At 71.9% G+C, this 21,696-nt stretch carries 21 protein-coding genes and 1 pseudogene; 6 read left to right on the top strand and 16 right to left on the bottom strand.

What is annotated here, in order from left to right:
• Window positions 1-4 precede the first annotated feature (4 nt).
• From AC6H2I_RS17335 to AC6H2I_RS17260, 16 genes are all read right to left on the bottom strand, one after another.
• Window positions 5-1,288 carry a DUF1835 domain-containing protein gene (locus AC6H2I_RS17335; RefSeq protein ID WP_497501931.1) on the bottom strand — a complete coding sequence of 428 codons (1,284 nt, stop codon included), beginning with the start codon at window positions 1,286-1,288 and terminating at the stop codon, window positions 5-7.
• A 154-nt stretch (window positions 1,289-1,442) separates the two neighbouring features.
• Complete coding sequence (locus AC6H2I_RS17330) at window positions 1,443-1,625, bottom strand: YbdD/YjiX family protein (protein WP_497501930.1); 183 nt, start codon at window positions 1,623-1,625, stop codon at window positions 1,443-1,445.
• A 281-nt stretch (window positions 1,626-1,906) separates the two neighbouring features.
• Window positions 1,907-3,232, bottom strand: coding sequence for a TRAP transporter large permease (locus AC6H2I_RS17325; protein WP_497501929.1), 1,326 nt, complete (start codon window positions 3,230-3,232; stop codon window positions 1,907-1,909).
• Window positions 3,219-3,815: a TRAP transporter small permease subunit gene (locus AC6H2I_RS17320; protein WP_497501928.1), complete on the bottom strand. Its 597-nt coding sequence runs from the start codon at window positions 3,813-3,815 to the stop codon at window positions 3,219-3,221. Before AC6H2I_RS17320 ends, AC6H2I_RS17325 begins: the two co-directional genes overlap by 14 nt.
• A 2-nt stretch (window positions 3,816-3,817) precedes the next feature.
• On the bottom strand, window positions 3,818-4,918 hold the full coding sequence (locus AC6H2I_RS17315; protein WP_497501927.1) for a TRAP transporter substrate-binding protein: 1,101 nt from the start codon (window positions 4,916-4,918) through the stop codon (window positions 3,818-3,820).
• Between the two features lie 210 nt (window positions 4,919-5,128).
• A complete protein-coding gene (locus AC6H2I_RS17310) occupies window positions 5,129-5,413 on the bottom strand; it encodes an aspartate racemase/maleate isomerase family protein (protein ID WP_497501926.1) in 285 nt (94 codons plus the stop codon).
• Complete coding sequence (locus tag AC6H2I_RS17305; RefSeq protein WP_497501925.1) at window positions 5,383-5,637, bottom strand: hypothetical protein; 255 nt, start codon at window positions 5,635-5,637, stop codon at window positions 5,383-5,385. The genes AC6H2I_RS17310 and AC6H2I_RS17305 overlap by 31 nt, the downstream gene beginning before the upstream one ends.
• Complete coding sequence (locus tag AC6H2I_RS17300; RefSeq protein WP_497501924.1) at window positions 5,634-6,248, bottom strand: GAF domain-containing protein; 615 nt, start codon at window positions 6,246-6,248, stop codon at window positions 5,634-5,636. Before AC6H2I_RS17300 ends, AC6H2I_RS17305 begins: the two co-directional genes overlap by 4 nt.
• Window positions 6,245-7,117 (bottom strand): phytanoyl-CoA dioxygenase family protein, encoded by an 873-nt coding sequence (locus AC6H2I_RS17295; RefSeq protein WP_497501923.1) that lies wholly within the window; start codon window positions 7,115-7,117, stop codon window positions 6,245-6,247. Before AC6H2I_RS17295 ends, AC6H2I_RS17300 begins: the two co-directional genes overlap by 4 nt.
• Before the next feature lie 16 nt (window positions 7,118-7,133).
• Window positions 7,134-8,282 carry a ring-opening amidohydrolase gene (locus tag AC6H2I_RS17290; protein WP_497501922.1) on the bottom strand — a complete coding sequence of 383 codons (1,149 nt, stop codon included), beginning with the start codon at window positions 8,280-8,282 and terminating at the stop codon, window positions 7,134-7,136.
• Window positions 8,279-9,793, bottom strand: coding sequence for an amidohydrolase family protein (locus AC6H2I_RS17285; RefSeq protein ID WP_497501921.1), 1,515 nt, complete (start codon window positions 9,791-9,793; stop codon window positions 8,279-8,281). Before AC6H2I_RS17285 ends, AC6H2I_RS17290 begins: the two co-directional genes overlap by 4 nt.
• Entirely contained in the window at window positions 9,790-10,902 is a 1,113-nt protein-coding gene (locus AC6H2I_RS17280) for an ABC transporter ATP-binding protein (protein WP_497501920.1), read from the bottom strand. Before AC6H2I_RS17280 ends, AC6H2I_RS17285 begins: the two co-directional genes overlap by 4 nt.
• Complete coding sequence (locus AC6H2I_RS17275) at window positions 10,899-11,720, bottom strand: ABC transporter permease (protein WP_497501919.1); 822 nt, start codon at window positions 11,718-11,720, stop codon at window positions 10,899-10,901. Before AC6H2I_RS17275 ends, AC6H2I_RS17280 begins: the two co-directional genes overlap by 4 nt.
• The gene (locus tag AC6H2I_RS17270; RefSeq protein ID WP_497501918.1) at window positions 11,717-12,580 is read right to left on the bottom strand and encodes an ABC transporter permease; all 864 of its coding nucleotides are present in this window, start codon (window positions 12,578-12,580) and stop codon (window positions 11,717-11,719) included. Before AC6H2I_RS17270 ends, AC6H2I_RS17275 begins: the two co-directional genes overlap by 4 nt.
• Window positions 12,581-12,585: 5 nt before the next feature.
• On the bottom strand, window positions 12,586-13,692 hold the full coding sequence (locus AC6H2I_RS17265; protein ID WP_497501917.1) for an extracellular solute-binding protein: 1,107 nt from the start codon (window positions 13,690-13,692) through the stop codon (window positions 12,586-12,588).
• A gap of 169 nt (window positions 13,693-13,861) precedes the next feature.
• Window positions 13,862-14,602 carry a GntR family transcriptional regulator gene (locus AC6H2I_RS17260; RefSeq protein WP_497501916.1) on the bottom strand — a complete coding sequence of 247 codons (741 nt, stop codon included), beginning with the start codon at window positions 14,600-14,602 and terminating at the stop codon, window positions 13,862-13,864.
• 261 nt (window positions 14,603-14,863) lie between these two features.
• Here AC6H2I_RS17260 and AC6H2I_RS17255 point away from each other — a divergent pair, with 261 nt between their 5' ends.
• From AC6H2I_RS17255 to AC6H2I_RS17230, 6 genes and pseudogenes are all read left to right on the top strand, one after another.
• Window positions 14,864-15,328: a tripartite tricarboxylate transporter TctB family protein gene (locus AC6H2I_RS17255; protein ID WP_497501915.1), complete on the top strand. Its 465-nt coding sequence runs from the start codon at window positions 14,864-14,866 to the stop codon at window positions 15,326-15,328.
• Window positions 15,328-16,821 carry a tripartite tricarboxylate transporter permease gene (locus AC6H2I_RS17250; protein ID WP_497501913.1) on the top strand — a complete coding sequence of 498 codons (1,494 nt, stop codon included), beginning with the start codon at window positions 15,328-15,330 and terminating at the stop codon, window positions 16,819-16,821. Before AC6H2I_RS17255 ends, AC6H2I_RS17250 begins: the two co-directional genes overlap by 1 nt.
• On the top strand, window positions 16,818-17,780 hold the full coding sequence (locus AC6H2I_RS17245; RefSeq protein WP_497501912.1) for a Bug family tripartite tricarboxylate transporter substrate binding protein: 963 nt from the start codon (window positions 16,818-16,820) through the stop codon (window positions 17,778-17,780). The genes AC6H2I_RS17250 and AC6H2I_RS17245 overlap by 4 nt, the downstream gene beginning before the upstream one ends.
• A gap of 79 nt (window positions 17,781-17,859) precedes the next feature.
• Window positions 17,860-19,365 (top strand): amidohydrolase family protein, encoded by a 1,506-nt coding sequence (locus tag AC6H2I_RS17240; protein ID WP_497501911.1) that lies wholly within the window; start codon window positions 17,860-17,862, stop codon window positions 19,363-19,365.
• 136 nt (window positions 19,366-19,501) lie between these two features.
• Window positions 19,502-21,310: a carbon starvation CstA family protein gene (locus AC6H2I_RS17235; RefSeq protein WP_497501910.1), complete on the top strand. Its 1,809-nt coding sequence runs from the start codon at window positions 19,502-19,504 to the stop codon at window positions 21,308-21,310.
• A 92-nt stretch (window positions 21,311-21,402) separates the two neighbouring features.
• Window positions 21,403-21,696, top strand: a pseudogene (locus AC6H2I_RS17230) (formate acetyltransferase); the annotation flags it as partial.

Below are 21,696 nucleotides of genomic sequence, written 5' to 3'. Positions count from 1 at the left end.
CGGGTCACGGCGCCGGCACCGGCGTCCCGGCCGCCGCGTCCCAGCGCCAGTGGGCCGCGCCCGGTGCGATCCGCACGCCCCCGACCCAGCGCTCCCGCGGCCCCAGCGACAGCCCGTCCCGGCCGCCGTCCAGCACCGCCCGGCCGGCGTCGGTGAGGCGCGGGCGCCAGTGCGGCCAGCCCGCGCCGGTCCCCTCCCCCTCCAGGACCAAGGGCGGGTCCGCGGCGCCGGCCATCGCCTGGAGGATGCCGAGGAACATGACGTCCCCCAGCCAGGGCCGCGGCTCGCGCTCCAGCATCAGCGCGCGGAACACCCGGCCCACGGTCAGGTCGCCGGGCGCGATCAGTTGCAGCGCCAGGCGTTCGGTCAGGGACAGGCCGTCGGCGGTCCATGGCAGCTCCTGGAGATGGCGGCGCACCGCCCCCGGCAGGTCCGGCAGGCCGGGCAGCGGACCGCCCGCCAGAGCCGCGAGCGCGCGGGGGTCGGGCCGGCGCAGGGCGTCCCAGACCTGGCGCCCCGCGGCGAGGCCGGCTGCGCCCACCGGCTGGCGGCGCGGCCACAGCGTGCGCATGGCCTCGGGCGGAAGCTGGCCCAGGCCGATGAAGCGCATGCCGCCCGGGAAATGGTCGATGGAGATCAGCTCCAGCACCTCCGGCGCGCCGCCCTCGGCGAACGCGGCCAGCCACCGGGCGAGACAGAGCTGGTCGTAGCTGTCGTGCTCGCACCACAGCACGATCCGCGCGTAGCGGGACGCGGCACGGGCCAGCTCCTCCTCTTCGCGCCGCAGCTTCACCGTGACCGCGTCCAGGTCCGCGGTGTCGAGCGCGTCGCCCCAGGCCTCGGCGATGAAGCGGGCCCGCACGTCGAGCAGGTCGGGGACGTCCGGCACCGGCCCCTGGCAATAGGGGTTGGAATGCTCCAGGAAGTCGCCGGCGAAACCCGCCGCGAGCAGGCCCTCGCGGATGTCCGAGCCGCAGCGGAGGTGCAGGGTGTGGCGGTCGCCGTCGGGGGCCGGGGCGCCGGCGGCGATGGCGGCGCGCGAGCGCCCCAGCGCGGCGATGTGGGCCTTCAGGCGCGGCCAGCTCGGGCAGCCCAACTCGCGGGCGACGACGAACTGGGCGTCGGCCAAGCGGGCGCGGTCCGGGGGACCGGCGCGGTGGGCCGACCAGCGGGCCGCCGCCGCCGGGTCGCCCGCCCGCAGGGCGCGCAGCAGCTCCTTGGCGCGGGTCTTCTGCTGGGCGAGGTCGAGGCGAAACGGCGGCTCGGACCGAACGGGCCGTTCGGGCATGGCGTTCCCTTTCCATCCACGTCCGTGCCCGCCGTCAGACTGAAAAGGGAAATGGACAGACCCCAGGCTCAGTGGTTGCGGGCGCAGCCCTTTCCGCGGACGTGGAGGGGCCAACCCGACCCGCCCGCCAGTAGAGCCGAGCGCGCCCGCCCGGTCAATCGTCGCAGCACATGCGCGCGGCGTGCCCCATGGCCTCCGCCCGCTTGAAGGCGGCGAAGTCCATCGGCGGCTCCCGCCCGCCGCCGGCGGCGTGCTCGGCCAGGTAGCGTTCGTAGGAATCGTCGCGGAACAGGGCGCACAGGCCGGTCCATGCGGCGCGGAGGTCGGGGCGTGGCATCGGCGGGTCTCCAGTCGTCACCGGCCACCACCCTACCCCCGCGGCGCCGCGCCGCGGCCGCCATCCGGGCGAGCGGCGCCCGGGAGGGCCCGAGCGGTCGCCCCGTGGCGGCCAGCGGTGACGGCGAACGTTCCGCGCCAGCAGGTTGGTCTGGCCGGCGATGTCGCTGATCAGCCCGACCATGTCGCCGATTGACCACACCACCATTTCCAGGACGTGGCCGCAGAGGCCGGAGAAAGCTGCGGTCCCCGGACGATGGTGGTGCGGTCAATGGGGCGCCGTCACCACCCGATGGCGCGCGGCAGCCAGGTCGCCAGGCCCGGCCACAGGAAGATCAGGGCGACGGTGACGAGCTGGAGGCCGATGAAGGGGACCACGCCGCGGTAGATGTCGAGGGTGGCGACCTCCGGCGGGGCGACGCCGCGCAGATAGAACAGGGCCCAGCCGAACGGCGGGGTCAGGAACGACGTCTGCAGGATGGCGGCGATCAGGGTGGCGGTCCACACCGGGTCGACGCCGGCCGCCTGGAGCACCGGCAGGAACATCGGCACGACGATGTAGCTGATCTCGATCCACTCGATGAAGAAGCCCAGCACGAAGATCAGGGCGATCATGAAGAGGACGATGCCGTCGCCGCCGCCCGGCACCATGGCGAAGGCGTCCTGCACCAGCCGCTCGCCGTGCAGCCCGCGGAAGGCGAGCGCGAACACCTGGGAGCACACCAGGACGAACATCATCACCGCGGTGAGACGGGCGGTGGTCTGCACGGTGTCCACCAGCACCCGCCCGCTCAGCCGTCCGGCCAGCGCCGCCACCAGGATGCTGCCCACCGCCCCCATCGAGGCGGCCTCGGTGGGTGCCGCCACGCCGCCGATGATGGAGCCCAGCACCGCCAGGACCAGCGCGATCGGCGGCACGCCGACGGTCAGCACCTTGCGCAGCAGCACCCGCCCGGGCATGGCCCGGCGCTCCTCCAGGGGCACCGCCGGCACCATGGCGGGCCGCACCACCCCCAGGAGCAGCATGGACGCGCAGAAGACGGCGGCCAGCAGAAAGCCGGGGCCGACCGCGGCGGCGAACAGGGTGCCGACGGACTCGCCCATGATGTCGGCCAGCAGGATGAGGATGAGGCTGGGCGGGATGAGCTGGCCCAGGGTGCCCGAGGCGCAGATGGTGCCGCAGGCCAGCGCCTTGTCGTAGCCGCGGCGCAGCAGCGCCGGCAGGGTCAGCAGGCCGAGCGTCACGATGGTGGCGCCGACGATGCCGGTGGTCGCCCCCATCAGCACGCCGACGATGACGATGCCGACGCCCATGCCGCCACGCACCCCGCCGGCGACATGACCGATCACCTCCATCAGGTCGTCGGCGATGCGCGACTTCTCCAGCATCACCCCCATGAAGACGAACAGCGGAATGGCGATCAGCGTGTAGTTGGCGGTGACACCGAAGATGCGCGCCGGCAGCAGGTTGAACAGCAGCGACCCGAAGCCCAGCCAGCCGAACACGAAGCCGCTGACCGCCAGGGTCAGGGCGACGGGGATGCCGATGGCCAGCATCGCGAAGAAGGACAGGATGCAGCCGATCGCCAGCATCTCATTGAGCGGCATCGCGGCCTCCTGAATCCCCGGTGCGCAGCACGTCGCCCTCCGGCCGCGGGGCGGCCAGCGCCAGGGCGGCGCGCAGCACGGCGGCCAGGCTCTGCAGGCCGAGCAGGGCGAAGCCCGCCGGGATCATCGCCTTGAGGACGTAGCGGTGGGTGAGCCCGCCGGGGTCGGCCGATTGCTCGCCGATGGCGTAGGACTGCAGGACGTAGGGAATGGACAGCTTGACCACCAGCACGCACAGGATCAGCGCGAACAGGCAGGACGCCAGGTCGATCGCCTGGCGCGTCCGCAGCCCCATGCGTCCGTACAGCACGTCGACCCGGACATGGCCCTCGTGCTGGACCGCGTAGCCGATGCACAGCAGGGCCAGCGGCGACATCAGATGCCACTCCAGCTCCTGCATCGCCACCGAGCCGGTGTTGAAGGCGTAGCGCATCAGCACGTTGCCGGCCATCACCAGGACCAGCGCCAGGGCGCTCCACGCCGCCACCCGGCCGGACCAGTCGACCACCACGTCGAGCGCGCACGCCGCCCGGTCGAGGGCCCCCGTCCAGGGGGCCCTCGCCGCGTAACCGGATTGCGCCACGATCAGGCCCCGAGCTTGCCGCGGATCTGCGTCTGGTAGACGGCCTCGGACACGCCCGCCCAGCTGTCGTGGTTCGCCTTGAAGGCCATGAAGGAGTCATGGACCTTCTTCACCAGCGGGTCCTTGGCCGCGGCGTCGGACAGCACCTGGGCGGTCGCCTCGCGCAGCTTCGGCACCATGGATTCCGGCAGCGGCTGGGCCTTCACCCCCTCGTTGGTGACGAGGTCGGCCAGGGCCTCGGCGTTGGTCGCCTCGCACCAGGTGTGGCTGATGGTGTTGCAGGCCGCGGCGGCGGCGCGGACGATCGCCTGGAGGTCGGCGGGCAGGGAGTCCCAGGCGGCCTTGTTGACGATCAGCTCGGTCACGTTCGAGGTCTCGTGCCAGCCGGTGGTGTAGTAGTTCTTGGCCGCCTTGTGCAGGCCCAGCCGGCGGTCCTGGTAGGGGCCGACGAACTCCGCCGCGTCGATCACGCCGCGCTCCAGGGCCGGGAAGATCTCGCCGCCGGGCAGCAGCTTCACGTCGACGCCGAACTGGGCGTAGACCTTCCCGGCCAGGCCGGGGATGCGCATCTTCAGGCCCTTGAGGCTTTCGATCGACTCCAGCGGCTCGCGGAACCAGCCGGTCATCTGAACGCCGGTGTTGCCCATGGGCATGGGCACCAGGTTGAAGGGGGCGTAGACCTCCTCCCACAGCTGCTGCCCGCCGCCGTGATAGAGCCAGGCGTTCATGCCCTGGAAGTTCAGACCGAACGGCACGGCCGTGAAGTACTGGGCGGCGAAGGTCTTGCCGGCCCAGAAATAGGCGTTGGCGGCGTTCATCTCGATGGTGCCGGCGGACACCGCGTCGAAGCCCTCGAGCGCCGGGATCAGCTCGCCCGCGGCGAAGTGCTGGATCTCCAGCCGGCCGCCGGACATCGTCTTCACCATCTCGCAGAAGTCGGTGGGACTGCCGGGCCCGGCGACGTAGAAGGGCGACCCCGGCCCGTAGGCGTTGGTCATCTTCCACTGGAAGGTCTGCTGGGCCCGGGCGACGTGCGGCGCGGCGATGGTGGCGGAGGCGGCCGTACCGACAACCGCGGTCTTGACGAACGAACGACGATCCATGACGTGGTCTCTTTCCCTCGATTGGATGCAATGCGTCTCGCCAGGGCTACTGCATCCGGCATGCCACACTCCGGTATGGCAGTACACTTGCACATCCGCCCATACACGAGACCCCCGGGCGCCGAAAAAGCAGGCAGCCGGCGCCCGTGTGCACAATCGCCGCTCATGGCGAGGTTGGCGGACCGTTGACGGGGCACACCATGCGCCGCGTCACCCCAGTTCCTGGAAGAGGCTGCCCCACCCGTGCACGCGGCGGGTGTCGACGCCGGCCAGGCGCAGGGCCTTCCACACCACCGTGGCCACGCTGTCGTAGACCGGGATGCCCAGCGCCGCCTCGACCCGCGCGGCCACCGGCCCGCCGCGCATGTTGGTGCAGACGATGGCGATGGCCTCGGGACGCGCCCCGGCCACCTCCGCGCACATCCGCTCGATCACCCCTTCGGACACCTCGGAGAACGCGACGTTCACCCGCTCGCCCAGGTGCCGCTCGGCCACCACGTCGAAGCCGGCGGCGCGGTGCGACCATCGCCTCGGGCGGCCTCGAGGATCGGGGCCAGGTCGAACTGCCCCAGCACCCCGGGCGCCAGGGAGATCTCGGTCACCCGGAAGCGGCCGAAATGGGCCGACACCTCCGGCAGGACGGCCAGCATGGCGCTCGTCACCGGCTCCAGAACCGTGTTCGAGGAGGGGGTGAGCATGCCGAGAAGGGTGCGGGTCATGGTGCGACCGCCGGCTCCCGCCACGGCGGCAGGCCGGCGACAAGGTCCGCCAGGACCGCCGGCCCGCCCTGGGCGACCCACACCGCCGCGGCGAGGTCGGCGAAGTGCAGCAGCAGGTCGAGGTCGAGGCGGCTGTAGGTGCCGCGCGCCTGGGTCGCCACGTTGAACATGCCCAGCACCGTGCCCTGCCACTCCACCGGCGCGTAGAGGGCCGAGCCCATGCGGCCGGTCGACAGGATCTGGCGGAACAGGGTGTCGTCGTCGGTGTTGGGCAGCACCACCGCCTCCCCCGTGCGCACCACATAGCCGGGGCGGCTGTCCTGGATGCTGATGCGCAGGCGGTGCTGGTCGGGGGGAAAGTCGTGCTCGGCCATCAGCACGAGGTGGTCGCGGGCCGGGGCGGCGAAGAAGACGCCGGACACGCCGAAATCGGTCTCGCCGGGCTTGATGGCCCCGGGCCGGTGGCGCGCCTCGGCGTCGCCCAGGCAGGACCGGGCCGCCCGGGTCAGCGCCGCCACGGCGGCCTCGGGACCGTGGGCGTGGCGCGCCTCGACCGAGGCGGCGCGCAGGGCCGACAGGACGGCGCGGGTGTGGCTGAGTTCGTCGATCACGATGCGGCCTCGTCCCCGAAATGCTTGAAGTGGCGCTTCGCGAACGCCCGCTGGTTGTTGTAGATGGAGCCGCTGTTGCGCGTCGGCACGGGCATGCGGACGAAGGCGCCGTCGAAGCCCACCACGTTGGTCGGCTCCCCGGCCACCAGGCGGCGGTTGTACTCCTCGTACTCCACCCCGTAGAACAGCGGCCAGGCGTCGGCCGCGGCGTACTCGAAGAACAGGATGCGCCGTTTGCGGGCGGATTCGTTGAGCGCCGAGCCGTGGATCAGCAGCGGGTGGTGGAACGACACGGTGCCCGCCGGCCCGGTCACCGGCACGGCGGCGTCGAGGTCCAAGGTCCCCGGGTCGATGGCGCCGACGAAGTAGCCGTCGTCGTGGTGGTCGCGCAGCCCCGCGGCGTGGGTGCCCGGCAGCATCAGGATGGGGCCGTTGTCGAGACCGACGTCGTCGAGCATCACCGCGGCGATGGCCAGCGCCATCCGGGAATGGGGAATGAACGCCCAGTCCTGGTGCCACTCCAGCGGCGCGCCGTACCGCGGCGCCTTCAGGTTGACCTTGCTGTGGTGCAGCCGCACCGCCGGCCCCAGCAGGCGGGTGACCACCGCCAGCAGCGCCGGATGGCGCGCCGTCGCCATGTAGAGCGGGTCGACGTCGTGCGGCTTCTTGATGCGCCGCACCCGCGGGTCGTCGGGGGTGTGGGACTCCTCCAGGTCGTAGACGGCGTTCTCCGCCTCCACGCCCTGCGCCCCGGCGATGACGCGGTCGGTCAGGTCGGCGAGGGCCGCGACCTCCGCCGGGGACAGCAGCCCCGCGGCGACGCAATAGCCCTGCCGGTCGAAGTCCTGGGCCAATTGGCCGGTGTCCATGGGTGTTCCTCCGGGATCAGGTGGGGTGGCGTTCGACGATGGCGGCGAGCACGGCGCCGCCGGGCGGCCCCTGGTGCTCGGCCCCGCCGGACAGGTAGACGTGGGTGTCGCCGGTGACCGCCCCGAGCACACCGCCGAGGAAGGCGCGGTAGTGGCGCACGGGGTGGATGTCGCTGTCGTCCAGCATCACGTGACGGGCGGCGCGCAGCCGGTCGCCAGCGGGCGGCTCCCCCTTGACGATCAGCCCGGCCAGCCGGACCGGGCCGTGCGGGTCGGCCTGGCCCCGCTCCAGCGCCACCCCCAGACGGCCGAGCAAGGCGGCCACGGCGGGGGCATCGAGGGGATCGCGCAGGACGCAGCTGCCGACCCGCTGCGGCCCCCGCCAGCCCGCGGCGTTGCCGAGCACCAGGACGCTGGCGCGGTCGTCGTCGACGCCGGCGGTGACGCAGGCCCGGCCGGTGAACAGGTCGGGGCGGCCGGCGATGGCGTCCTCGGTGGCCTCGGCCGCCGCCACGTCCCCCAGCGCCACGGCGACGCCGAGCGCGCTGGCGGCGCGCGAGCGCGCCTTCATGGCGCCGATCGCGGACGCCGACAGGCCGGCCGCCTGGGCCGGGTCATGGAACGCCGCCGGCTTGGGGATCGGGCACTTGACCTGGACGAAGGCGACGTCGCCGGGGTCGGCGATGCCCGCCTCGGCCATGGCGGCGCGGGTCGCCGCGGCGGTCGCGGCGATCTGGACGGCCCGGCCGATCGCCGTCGCCACCAGCGGCGCCGAGGCGGCGACGGCGAGCGCCATGGCCGGCCCGCCGCCCGCCACCACCGCCTCCGCCTCCGCCTCGGCGGCCGGGCCGGCGCAGAACACCAGCAGGTGCGGGGCGATCATCCCCTCGGTGCCGCCGGACAGGATGAAGAGCACCCGCCGGCGCACCTCCGCCGGTGACACCCCGAGGGAGCGGGCCAGCGCGCCGGCCACGGTGACGGTGGCGAACTCCCGGGTGTGGTCGTTGGTCAGGCCGTTGCCGGGGGTCTTGCCCATGACCGCGACGACGCGGGTGGGATCGATCACGCCGGCCTCGACCAGCGCGGCCAGGGGCGACGGGTCGCCGGGGTCCGGCATCGCCACGCGGACCACCCGGGCGGTGCGCGGCGGCAGGGCGCTGATCATGGGCCGAACTCTCCATAGCGGGTGACGGGAAAGGGCGAGGCGGCGAGGCACTGGCAGAAGGCGGCGGCGTGGGGGGCCAGCGCCTCGGCCAGGGCGCGCCGTCCGGCGACGGTGGCGTGGATGCGCGCCACCGTCGCCTCGACGCGGGCCCGCAGGCGCTCCAGGTCGACCAGGGTGGGACGGCCGTCCTCCACCACCGTGCGCCCGCCGACCATCACCCGGCGCACCGCCGCCCCGTTCTCCACGAACAGCACCTGGGTGAGCGGTGCGTTGAGCGGCAGGTAGTTGACGTGGCCGAGGTCGAGGAACACCAGGTCGGCGTGGCAGCCCGGGGCGATCCGGCCGAGCCGGTCGCCCATGCCGATGCCGGCCGCGCCGCCGCGGGTGGCCATGGCGAAGGCCTCCGCGGCGCTCAGCCAGCGCGCCGGGTCGGGGCCCATGGCGTGGGACAGCAGCGCCGCCGTGCGCATCGCCTCGAACATGTTGAGGCCGTCGGCGCAGCTCGACGCATCGGTGCCGATGCCGACGGCGATGCCGCGCTCGACCATGCGCCGGGCACGGGCGAGGCCAGAGCCCAGGCGCAGGTTGCTGCCGGGGTTGTGGGCGATGGCGGCGCCCCGGGCGGCGATGCGGTCGAGGTCGGCGTCGTCCACCCACACCGCGTGGGCCGCAGTGAAGCGATCGCTCAGCAGGCCGGCGGTGTCGACCCGCGCCGTCAGGCTCTCGCCATAGCGGGACAGGCCCGCCACCGCCTGCACCTTGGACTCGGCCAGGTGCATGTGGGTGCGCAGCCCAGTCTCCGCCGACAGCGCGGCGCAGGCCCGCAGCAGCCCGTCGGAGCAGTGCAGCGGGATGGTCGGGGCGAAGCCCAGGGGCGCCACCTCCGCGTCGAACGGCCACGCCGCGGCGATGCGGCGGACCGCCGCCACCAGCGCCTCCGGACCGGCGAAGCCGATGGCGCCGACCTGGTCGCGCAGGGCCTCGGGCAGCGCCTCCATGAGGCCGGGGATGGCGCCCCACAGGCCGGTGTCGGCCAGCATCGGCATCATCTGGACGCGCATGCCGGCGTCGACGTGCCCTTGCGCCGCCGCGGCGATGCCCTCCGGCGTCGGCAGCGGGATCTCGTTGTGGAGGTCGACCGCGGTGGTGCAGCCCTTGATCAGCATCTCCACCGCGCCGAGCTGGGCCGCGACGTAGCGGTCATCGGGCGTCAGCAGGGCGTTGGTCCACGGCCCGTGGGCGAGGTGGAGCTCGAGGGTCCAGCGGTCCTGCACCCCCTTGGCGAAGGTCAGGTGGCTGTGGGTGTGGGCGTTGACGAGACCGGGCATGACGAGGGTGCCGGCCGCGTCCAGCCGCGCCGTGCCCTCCGGCGGCGGGGCGCCCGGCGGCAGCAGCGCGGCGATCCGGCCGTCCGCCACCAGCAGGTCGGCGGGGGCGGCGTCGGGCCGGTCGGCGTCGAGAATCCGGGCGCCGGCGATCAGCAGCGGCCGGCCGGGGGGCGGGGGCGTCACGGCCGCGCCTCCCCGGCCACCAGGACGCAGTCGGCGGGGTCGATCGCGACGACCACGGCGTCGCCGGGGGCGGGCAGCGGACGCCCGTCGGCCTTGACCGCCGCTTCCAGGCGCCGGCCTCCCGTCAGGGCGAGGTCGAGGCGCAGGTCGGCGCCGAGGTAGTGCAGCCGGGCGACCGTGGCCGGCAGGCGGTTGAGCCCGCCCCCGGTGATCGCCATCGGGTCGAGGACCCGCACCCGTTCCGGGCGGATCGCGACGCCCGCCGGGGGCGGGGCGCCCACCCGGGGCGCCGGCGGAACGGCGTGCAGCGGCCAGCCCTCGCTGGTGCGGAAGACCACCGTGCCCTCCGTGCCGGCCCCTTCCACCGCGCCGTCGAACCAGTTGCAGCGGCCGAGGAACGCGGCGACGAAGGCCGTCGCCGGGCGCTCGTACAGGTCGCGGGGCGGCCCCACCTGCTGCACCCGCCCCTGGTTCATCAGGACGATCCGGTCGGCCATGGCGATGGCCTCCTCCTGGTCGTGGGTGACGATGAGGGTGGTGGTGCCGGCCTCCGCCAGGATGTCCCGCAGCTCGTGCCGCAGGTCGTGGCGCAGCCGGGCGTCGAGGTTGGACAGCGGCTCGTCCAGGAGCATCACCGCCGGGTTCGGCGCCAGCGCCCGGGCCATGGCGACGCGCTGCTGCTGGCCGCCGCTGAGCTGCGCCGGCCGCCGTTCCTCCAGCCCGTCGAGACGGACCAGGCGCAGCACCTCGCGCCGCCGCCGCTCGCGCTCGGCCCGGCCGACACCGCGGCGCCTCATGCCGTAGTCGACGTTCTCCGCCACCGTCATGTGCGGGAACAGGGCGTAGTCCTGGAAGACCAGGCCGATGTTGCGCTCGTAGGGGCGGGCGGCACTCATGTCGCGCCCGGCGATGGCGACCACCCCGGCGTCCGGCCACTCGAAGCCGGCGAGGACGCGCAGGGTCGTCGTCTTGCCGCAGCCGCTGGGGCCAAGCAGGGCGACGCACTCGCCGCGCTTCAGGTCGAAGGACACGGCGTCGACGGCCGGCATGCCACCGAACCGCTTGGTCACGTTCTGAAGCTCGACGACGGGCGCGGGGGTGACGGTCATGCGCGATGGATCCCATAGCCGATCACCCGGTCGAGCCCGACCAGACGGTCCAGCACGACGATCGCCAGCGCGGACAGGCCGACGAACAGGGTGGAGACGGCGGCGACGGTGAGGTTGAGGTTGGCCCGCATCTCCGCCACCAGGGCCACCGGCAGCGTCGTGGTGAAGGGGTCGGACAGGAACAGGCTGACCGCCACCTCGTCGAAGGACAGCACGAAGGCGAACAGGGCACCGGACAGGATGCCGGTGCGCGCCAGCGGCACCACCACGTCGACGTAGGCGCGCACCTCGCTGGCGCCGAGGATCATCGCCGCCTCCACCAGCGAGCGGCGGATGCCGACCAGGGCGGCCAGGGTGGCGCGCAGGGTGAACGGCACGGTGATGATGACGTGGCCCATCAGCAGCCGCCACCAGCCGTCGCGCACCCCCAGGGTGGCGCACAGCGCCAGGATCGAGAAGCCGACGACCACGGTGGGCACGAACTTCGGCGCCAGGAACAGGGTCTCCAGCGCGTCGCGGCCGGGAAAGCGGAAACGGTCGAGGAAGACGGCGGCCAGCCCGCCGGCCACCACCGAGATCGCGGTGGCCAGCAGCCCGATCTCCAGGCTGACGCGCAGCCCGTCGAGATAGGCGGTGTTCTCCCACAGCGCGTCGTACCACCGCCCGGACCATGCCGGCGGCGGGAACGGCCCGATGTACTCCCGCGCGTCGAACGACAGCACCACCGACACCGCCAGCGGGATCACCAGGAACACCACCGCCACGCCGAACAGGGCGACGAACAGCAGCGAGGCGACCCAGTCGCCGAGCCGCCTCATCGCGCACCCGCCGGGGTGGGCCAGAGGCGGCGGACCAGCGCCGTCAGCCCGAAGGCGACGCCGAAGGACAGCACCAGCATGACCATGCCGATGGCCGCGCCGGAGGGGAAGTTGGCGATCTCCGAGAAGCGGATGTACATGAGGTTGGACACGAACAGCACGACCCCGCGGCCGAGGATCAGCGGCACCACGAAGTTGCTGATGCACATGGCGAAGGCGATCAGGAAGGCGGACAGCAGACCGGGCACGGCCAGCGGCAGCACCACCCCCGCGACCGCCCGCCAGCGCGGCGCCCCCAGCGCCATGGCCGCCTCCTCCAGGCGCGGGCTGATGTTCTGCACCGTCCCCACCAGGGTGAGCGCGACCAGCGGCAGCACGAGGTGGAGCAGTCCGAAGACCACCTGCACCTCGGCGAAGGCGGCGCTCGACGGCGCCATGCCGAGCAGCGCCGCCAGCCCCTTCAGCGGCCCGGTCGGCCCGTAGGCCATGAGGATGGCGTAAAGCCGGGCCACCACGCTGAGGAACAGCATGGCGATCAGCAGGCCGAGGATGGCCTTGCGCAGCCCGGCCCGCGCGGTGCGGGCGGTGACGTAGGCCAGGGGAAAGCCCAGCACCAGGGCCAGCAGGCTGACGATGGCGCCGATCCGGAACGTCTCCCAGAAATAGAAGGCGTAGGCCGGGTCCAGGAGATGGGCGTAGTTGGCCAGGGTCAGCGGCTGGTCGGCCTGCCCGCCGACCCGGCCGCCGACGAACGCGCGCAGGCTCTCCTGCGCCAGCAGGGCGAGCGGGGCGGCCAGCAGGCCGGACAGCAGCAGCCCGCCCGGCACCAGCAGAAGCCACGCGGCGGGGGCGGGGCGCATCCCCGTCACGCCCGCAGCAGCGGAACGATCTCGGTCTCCCAGCGCTGGGCCCAGTCGTTCACCTGCGACGACAGGTAGCCGAAGTCGGCGACGTAGGCGTGCTGCGCCAGCTCGTCCGGCCGGTAGTAGAAGTCGGCCGCCTTCTCGCCCACGTTCGCCTTGGGGTTGGTCGGGCCGGAGCCCAGCGGGATGTTGTAGGTCTCGTTGACCGCGGCGCCGGCGAAGTGGTTGGCGAAACGTTTGGCCGCGGCGACCCGGTCGGACTTCAGGATGGCGAAGCCCTCGTTGTAGAGGAACCCCTTGTTGTCCTTCAGCCGGTTCAGGATCTTGACCGGGAAGCGGTCCTTCACCACCGACCAGCCGCCGTTGTTGAAGAAGGCCACCGACACGTCCCCGGCGCTCATGGCGTTGATGAATTCGGAGTTGTTGTTGATGACCCGGCCGATGTTGCCGCGCCGGGCCAGCTCCTTGAGGAAGTCCCACCCCGGCTCGATGTTGCGCTCGTCGCCGCCGCGCTGCATGGCCAGCGTCACCAGCAGAAGCCCGGTCAGGTTGACCGGATAGGGCACGCAGATCTTGCCCTTGAAGCGCGGCTCCAGAAGCTGCTCGATGGACTCGATGGGCTTTTCGACCAGGTCGGTGCGGTAGCCCCAGAAGGCGCCGGCGGTGCTGAGCGGCACGCTCATGAGCTGCCCCGCCGCGTTCTTCTGGAAGAACACCTCGGGGATCTCCTTGAGGTTCGGCATCTCCTCGACGCTGACCGGCTCCAGCCAGTCCTCGTTGATCATGGCGCGGAACACCGGGTCCCAGCACGAGATCACGTGGTAGGGGACGGTCGGCCAGTTCGGCTTGATCTTGGCGACGATCGCCATGGCCCCGCCGGCGTGCAGCTCCCAGGCGATGCGGTCGCCGGTCTCCTGCTCGTAGGGGGCGACGATCTTCTTCGAGACGTCGATCCAGGCGGCGCCCCACTGCACCACCATCAGGTTGGTGCCGGCGGCGTGGGCCGGCGACACCAGGCCCCGCCCCAGCGGCCCCGGGGCGACGGCCGCCGCCGTGCCCGCGAGGGCTGCCCCCGTCATCCATTGCCGGCGCGTCAGTCCGCTCGTCATGCCTGGCCTCCATCCCGTCCGTGTGAACCGTGTGGCCATTCACATATCAAGATGTGTGCCAATATCTTCGCCGATTGGAATCAATGAATCCGCCTTGTCCTCGGCCACCTCCTGCTCAATGGTTGTCCATTCTGCTGCATCATTTGGATACAATATGGACTCAGATTGGTCACGTCCGGCCGAAGACCAGGCCGAAGTCGACCTCCGGCGGGCGATCGTCGGGGAAGCGGAGGCGGCGCTGCACCGCCTCGAGGTGGCTGGTCATCAGCGCCAGGCTGCGCTCCACGTCGCGCGCCGCGATGCGCTCCACCAGGGCGTCGTGCTCGTCGACGGAGCAGCAGGGCGCGGCGTGGGTGTCGTAGAGCATGTTGATCAGCGTGGTCTGGGCCACCAGCTGGGCGATGAAGCGGGCCAGCGACCGGTTGCCGGCCAGCGCCCCCAGCACCAGGTGGAACTCGGCGATCAGGCGGCGGGCGTCGGCCCGTTCGCCCTCGTCGAGCGCGGCCCGCTGGCGGGCCACATGGGCCCGCAGCACGTCCAGATCGGCGGCCGTGTGGTGGCGCGCCACGGTGGTGACGACGTCGCCCTCGACCAGGCGGCGCGCCGCGTAGATGTCGTTGGCGTCGTGGCGCGTCGGCCGGGCGACGAACGCGCCGCGGTTCCGGAACACCTCGACCACCCCGGCGAAGGAGAGCTGGCGCAGGCTCTGGCGGATACGCGTGCGGCTGACGTTGAACACGGCGGAGAGCTGGTCCTCGCCCAGCTTCGTGCCGGGCGGCAGCTTGCCGTCCTGGATGGCATCGAAGATCTCCGTGTAGATCGGATCGTCCGCCGGCGCAGGGAACAGCGAGGCGCTCATCGACCTCGTCATCGGCAGGGAGTCCTCGGCGGTGTCGCGTCGTCTGGGCATCGGCTCGGGCTGCGTTGTGCGGGCAAGGCGCACATTGTATCCAGGACGGGGGGCTTTTGCACGCGCATTGGTGGCGCCGCGGCCCTCATCTTCGGCTCACCCTCGCTGCACCATTGGCAGCCAGGTGCCGCCCGCGTGGGCACAACCTGCCGCGACAGCGAGCATATCTTAGTATGGCGCTGGGAATTGTGGCGTCATGCAATTGGATACGATCTGGCATCCCTCTTGCTTACCATTCTGGTGCACAGGAGAGGATGAGGCATGCGCTCCGATCTCGCGCTCTCGGCGGTGGTGACGGTCGCCGGCATCGTCGCCCTGGCGATCCTGCCCCAGCAGATCGCCGGGTACGGCTACGACAGCATCGGCGACATGCGCTCGCCGGTGGTGTTCCCGGCGCTCTCGGCGGCGTTGCTCGTGGTGCTGGGAACGCTGCTCGGCCTCGCCACCGTGCTGCGCCGCACCGCGGCACCGGACGGTGAGGGGGAGCGCCCCGGTCTGCGCACCCTGGCGGTGTTCGCCATCGTCGTCGGGTACGCGGGCGCGGTGCCGTGGATCGGCCTGCCGGCGGCGAGCTTCCTGGCCTTCCTGCCGATGGCGTGGGCCTTCGGGTACCGGCGCCCGGTGCCGGTGCTGCTGACGGCGGTCGGCACCATCGCCCTGGTCCTCTTCCTGTTCGGCCATCTCCTGCTGATCGTGTTCCCCGACCCGAAGGTGACGCTGTGGTGATGGACAGCCTGCTGGCCGGACTGGCCTTCCTGGCCAATCCCTATTCGATCGGCGCCGCCGGCGTCGGGCTGGTGGTCGGCATCGTGGTCGGCGCCCTGCCGGGGCTCACCGCCACCATGGCGGTGGCGGTGCTGTCCCCGTTCACCTTCTTCATGGACGCCGCCATCGGCATCCCCTTCCTGCTGGGCGTCTACAAGGCGGCGATCTACGCCGGCTCGATCCCGGCCATCACCATCAACACGCCGGGCACCGCGGCCGCCGCCGCCACCGCCCTCGACGGCCACGCCCTGGCGCGGCGCGGCATGGCCCGCAAGGCGCTGGAGATGAGCCTCTTCGCCTCGGTCTTCGGCGACCTGCTGGCGACCATCGTCCTGATCTTCTCGGCGACGGCCCTGGCCTCGGTCGCCCTGCGCTTCGGCGCGCCGGAGTTCACCGCGCTGTTCCTGTTCTCGCTGACCATGATCGCGGTGGTCAGCGGCGGCAACGCCATCAAGGGGCTGATCAGCGCCGCCGTGGGGGTGTTCATCGCCTGCATCGGCCTGGACCCCATGTCCGGCTACAACCGCTTCACCTTCGGCTCGGTCGATCTGATGGGCGGGGTGTCGCTGGTGCCGCTGCTGATCGGCATGTTCGCGCTGAGCGAGATCCTGATCCGCAGCGAGACCCTTTTCGCCGGAACGGCGAACGCCGGCGGCGGCCCGCGCCTGACCTGGACGGAGTTCCGCGCCACCGTGCCGACCCTGGTCCGCTCATCCGGCATCGGCGCCTTCATCGGCGCCCTGCCCGGGCTGGGGGCGGAGATCTCCTGCTGGATCGCCTACGGCATCGCCAAGCGCCGGTCCCGGCGGCCGCAGGAGTACGGGCGCGGCTCGCTGGAGGGGCTGGCCGCGGCGGAGGCCGGGAACAACGCGGTCTGCCCCGCCGCCCTGGTGCCGCTGCTGGTCTTCGGCATCCCCGGCGACACCGTCACCGCGGTGCTGCTGGGCGCCTTCATGGCCCAGGGGCTCACCCCCGGGCCGATGCTGTTCCAGAGCCACGGCGCCACCGTCTACGGGCTCTTCGCCATCCTGCTGGTGACCAACCTGATGCTGCTGGGCATCGGCCTGCTGGCGGTGCGCTGGCTGCCGCGGATCACGACGCTGCCGGAAGGGCTGCTGTTCCCGGCGGTCACCATCCTCTGCGTCGCCGGCGCCTTCGCCGTCAACTCCAGCCTGTTCGACGTCTACGTCATGGTGGCCGGCGGGGCGGCCGGCTACCTCATGCGCAAGACCGGCGTGCCGGTGCCGCCCCTGGTGATCGGGCTGCTCCTGGCGCCGGGGCTGGAGAACAGCCTGCGCCAGACCATGATGCTGTCCGACAACAGCCTGGCCATCTTCGCCGAGCGCCCCATCGCCGCCGGCATCCTGGCGCTCGCCGTCCTCACCATCCTTGGCTCGGCCCTGCGCGGCCGGAGCCTGCCCCGCCTTTTCCAAGCGCAGTGGAGGTTCAAGTGACGTTCCGACTTCTGGCCGCCGGTGTCCTGCTGGCGTCGACCCTCGGCGCTCCGGCGGTGTCCGCCGACGAGTTCCCGTCCAAGCCCATCCGCTTCGTGACGCCCTACCCGCCGGGTGGCGCCACGTCGCTGCACGCGGCGATCATCACCACCGCCGCGGAGCCCTTCTTCGGCCAGCCGATGATCTCCATCATCCGGGCCGGCGGCGGCGGCGTGGTCGGCACCGCCGAGGTGGCGAAGGCCGAGCCGGACGGCCACACCGTGCTGTTCGGCGACCCCACCATCATCAGCCTGCGCCCGCAGGTGGAGCAGCTTCCCTTCACCGCCGGCGACTTCATCCCGGTGGCCCGCATCAACTACGCCCCCGCGGTGTTCGTGGCCGGCAAGGAGGCCCCCTTCGCCGACCTCAAGGGCATGGTCGCCTACGCCAAGGCCAACCCCGACGGGCTGGTCTACAGCTCCGACAACGTCAACGGCCTGACCTACGTCGCCTTCGAGATGCTGAAGAAGGAGACGGGCACGACGATGAAAGGGATCGAGTTCGGGGGCGGCGGTCCGGCCATCACCCAGCTTCTCGGCGGCAACACCATGGCCTACGCCGGGCTGCCCACGGTGGTGGGCGAGCACATCGCGTCGGGCGCGGTGAAGCCGATCTGCGTCGCCGACACCCAGCGCTGGGAGGGCTTCAAGGACGTCCCCACCTGCGCCGAGGCCGGCGCGCCCATCGTCTGGCATTTCTGGCTGGGCGCCCTGGTGCCGAAGGGCACGCCCGACGAGCGCGTGAAGCGCCTGTCCGACGGCTTCGCCGAGCTGGTCAAGGACGAGGGCTTCCTGCGGCTGGTCGGGCGCATCAACAGCCGCATCGACTTCCAGCCCCACGACGTCTTCGCCAAGACCCTGGAGCAGGAGCGCGAGACCCTGAGGGCGCTGTACGTGTCGCTGGGCAAATTGCCGGGCTGAGGCGGAGCGCACGCACACACGGGGGCGGCGCCCGGCGCGCCGTCCCCTCGTCATTTCCGAATTCTGTGGAACGGGCATCATGGCGGCTTGGACGTTGACGGGGGCGACCGCCCTCATCGGACCGGAGGCGCGGGCCAGCGACGGCCCGGTGGACATCGTCATCGAGGGCACGCGGATCGCCGCGATCCGCCCGGCCGGCAGCGCGCCGCCGGTGGGCACGGTGATCGACGCCCGCCACCGCCTGGTGGCGGCCGGCCTCATCAACGGCCACCACCACAGCCACGAGCACTACCACAAGGGCCGTTACGACCGGGTGCCGCTGGAGCTGTGGATGAACAACGTCCGCCCGCTCGACCCCATCCCTTTGACGGCGCGCCAAGTCTACCTGCGCACCCTGGTCGGCGCCATCGAGGCGCTGCGCTCGGGCGCGACCACCATCGTCGACGACCTCAACGCCAGCCCGATCCTCCACCGCAACCACGTGGCGGCGGCGTTCCAGGCCTACCGCGACGCCGGCATCCGCGCCCTGGTCGGGGTCACCCTGTTCGACAAGCCGTTCTTCCGCGCCATGCCCTTCGTGGACGAGGAGTTCGAGCCGGAGCTGCTGGCCGAGCTGGACGGCACGCCGCGCACCCCGGTGGCCGAGGTGACGGCCTTCGTGCGGGAGCTGGCGCGCGACCACCACCCCGCCCGCGACCGCGTCGGCTGCATCGTGGCGCCGTCGGCGCCGCAGCGCTGCACCGACGAGTTCCTGCTGGAGATGCGCGCCTTCGCCGACGAGTTCGACCTGCCGCTGATGACCCATGTGCAGGAGACCCGCCTGCAGGCGGTGAGCGGCCCGCTGCTCTACGGCTGCACCATGCTGGAGCACCTCGACCGCCTGGGTATCCTGAAACCCAAGACCACGGTGATCCACGCGGTGTGGCTGACGCCGGGCGAGATCGAGCGGCTGGCGGCGTCGGGCGCCACCGTGCAGCACAACCCCAACAGCAATCTGAAGCTCGGCTCCGGCCTCGCCCCCCTGCGCGCCCTGCTGGACGCCGGGGTGAACGTCAGCCTGGGCACCGACGGCTGCGGGTCGATCGAGACCGTGCACATGCTGAAGACGGTGTCGACCACGGCGCTGGTGCACAAGCTGCGCGGCGACGACCACGAACGCTGGATCGGCGCCGAGGAGGCCTGGCACGCCGGCACCATGGGCGGGGCGCGGGCCCTGGGCTTCGGCGACTCCCTGGGCGCGGTGGAGGAGGGGCGGACCGCCGACCTGACGGTGTGGCGTCTCGACCGCATCCCCTTCGTGCCGCTGAACGATCCCCTGCGCCAGCTCGTCTACAACGAGACCGGGGCCGGCCTCGACACCGTGTTCGTGGACGGCGAGCCGGTGATGCGCGACGGCCGGCTGACCCGCATCGACGAGGACGCCCTGCTGGGGGAGATCGCCGAGGCCCACGCCCAGATCGCCCCCCACATCGCCCGCTCCGAGTCCCAGGTCGGCCGCCTGTCCGCCGCCTATGGCCGGATCTGGCAGCGCTGCCGCGGCCTGGAGCTGGGCGCCGGCACCTACCCCGCCAAGCTGCCGTTCTGAGCGTCGTGGGGGGTGCCGCCGCTCGCCCCCCGGCGCCGACCGCTCGCCCGCCCGATCCGACCGCTCGCCCGATCCGACCCCACGGAGGGTGTGGATACTCCTACCGTGACGGCAGTTCCTATCCAGGAGAGCCGTCATGGATCACGCCATTACGTTTGTGATCGCGACACTCTGCATCCTCGCCATCTGCTACCGCTTCTACGGTATCTTCTTCGTGCGCAAGGTGCTCCGTGCCGACGATTCGGAAGTGACCCCGTCCCACGCGTTGGAGGACGGTCGCAACTACGTTCCGACGAAGAAGTGGGTCACCGCCGGCCAGCACTTCGCCGCCATCGCCGCCGCCGGCCCGCTGGTCGGTCCGGTCCTCGCCGCCCAGTTCGGCTACCTCCCCGGCTTCGTCTGGCTGCTGGTGGGCGTGGTGATCGGCGGTGCGGTGCACGACACGGTCGTGCTGTTCGCCTCCATGAAGCACAAGGGCCAGTCCCTGTCGGAGGTGGCCAAGGCCGAGCTCGGCCCCGTCGCCGGCTGGTGCACGGGCCTGGCCATGCTGTTCATCATCACCATCACCATGGCCGGCCTGTCCATGGTCGTGGTGCACGCGCTGGAGCGCAACGCCTGGGGCACCTTCGCCGTCTTCATGACGGTGCCGATCGCCATCGCGCTCGGCCTCTACGAGCGCTACAGCGGCCATTCCAAGGGCGCCACCTATGTCGGCGTCGGCGCCATCGCCGCCTCGGTCTTCCTCGGCCCGTATCTGGAAGGCACGCTGCTGGGCAGCTGGCTGACCCTGCACGCCGACACCGTCGCCATCGCCCTGCCGGTCTACGCGTTCTTCGCCACCGCCCTGCCGGTGTGGATGCTGCTGACGCCGCGCGGCTACCTCTCCAGCTTCATGAAGATCGGCGTGTTCGGCGCCCTGGTGGTCGGCGTCGTCTTCATCAACCCGGAGATCCGCTTCCCCGCGCTGACCGAGTTCATCCACGGCGGCGGCCCGGTGCTGAGCGGCCCGGTGTGGCCCTTCATCTCGATCACCATCGCCTGCGGTGCCATCTCCGGCTTCCACGCCTTCATCGGCTCGGGCACCACGCCCAAACTGATCGACAAGTGGAGCGACATCCGTCCCGTGGCCTTCGGCGGCATGCTGGCGGAATGCCTGGTTGGCGTCATGGCGCTGATCGCCGCCACCGCCCTCCACCCCGCCGACTACTTCGCCATCAACTCCGCCCCCGCGGCCTTCGCCGGCCTGGGCATGGAGGTGGTCGACCTGCCGCGCCTCAGCGAAGCCATCGGCCTCGACCTCTACGGCCGCACCGGCGGTGCCGTGACCCTGGCCGTGGGCATGACCGAGATCTTCACCCGCATTCCCTGGTTCGACACCCTGGCCGCCTACTTCTTCCAGTTCGTGGTGATGTTCGAGGCGGTGTTCATCCTGACCGCGGTGGACAGCGGCACCCGCGTGGCGCGCTACCTGATCCAGGACCTGGGCGGCGACGTCTACGCTCCCCTGAAGCGCCTCGACTGGACCCCCGGCGTGCTCGCCGCCAGCGCGCTGGCCTGCGTGGCCTGGGGCTACCTGCTCACCTCGGGCGACATCAACTCGGTGTGGGCGTTGTTCGGGGTGTCCAACCAGCTCATGGCCTCCGTCGGCCTGATCATCGGCGCCACCGTCATTCTGCGGATCTCGCAGCGCCGCGCCTACATGCTGACCTGCCTTGTCCCCCTGGCATACCTCTTCGTCACCGTGAACTACGCCGGGTACTGGATGATCGCCAACGTCTATCTGAATCCGCTGGCGAAGGGCTACAGCGTGTTCAATGCCTTGATCTCGATCATCATGCTGACCCTGGGTTTCGTCATACTGGGGGCGGCCATGCGGAAGTGGCGCGAGATGCTCAAGGCCATCCAGCCCGACAGCCTCCCCGTCGCCGCCACCCCGGCCGAGTGAGAGCGCAGAGCTTAGAGACCAAGGTTTTTCGACACGGAGGGGCCGCCGCCATCGGGGCGGCGGCACCCTCGCGAAACGGGAAAGCTACGATCATGGACACCTTGTTGACGGAACCGCTCGTCGCTTCGCCGGAAACGGCGCCCCAGCCCTGGCGTGGATTCGCCGGGGGGTCGTGGCAGCACGACGTCAACGTGCGCGACTTCATCGTCCGCAACGTCACCCCCTATGAAGGCGACGCCACCTTCCTGGCCGGCCCGACCACCCGCACGCGCAGCCTGTGGGACACGGTGGCCGAGCTGCTGAAGCGCGAGCGCGCCGCCAAGGGCGGCGTGCTGGACGCCGACACCGAGACCATCTCCTCCATCACCGCCCACGCCCCCGGCTTC

This window comes from Azospirillum sp. NS33 (assembly GCF_059703765.1).
This window is presented reverse-complemented; position numbering and strand designations above follow the sequence as displayed.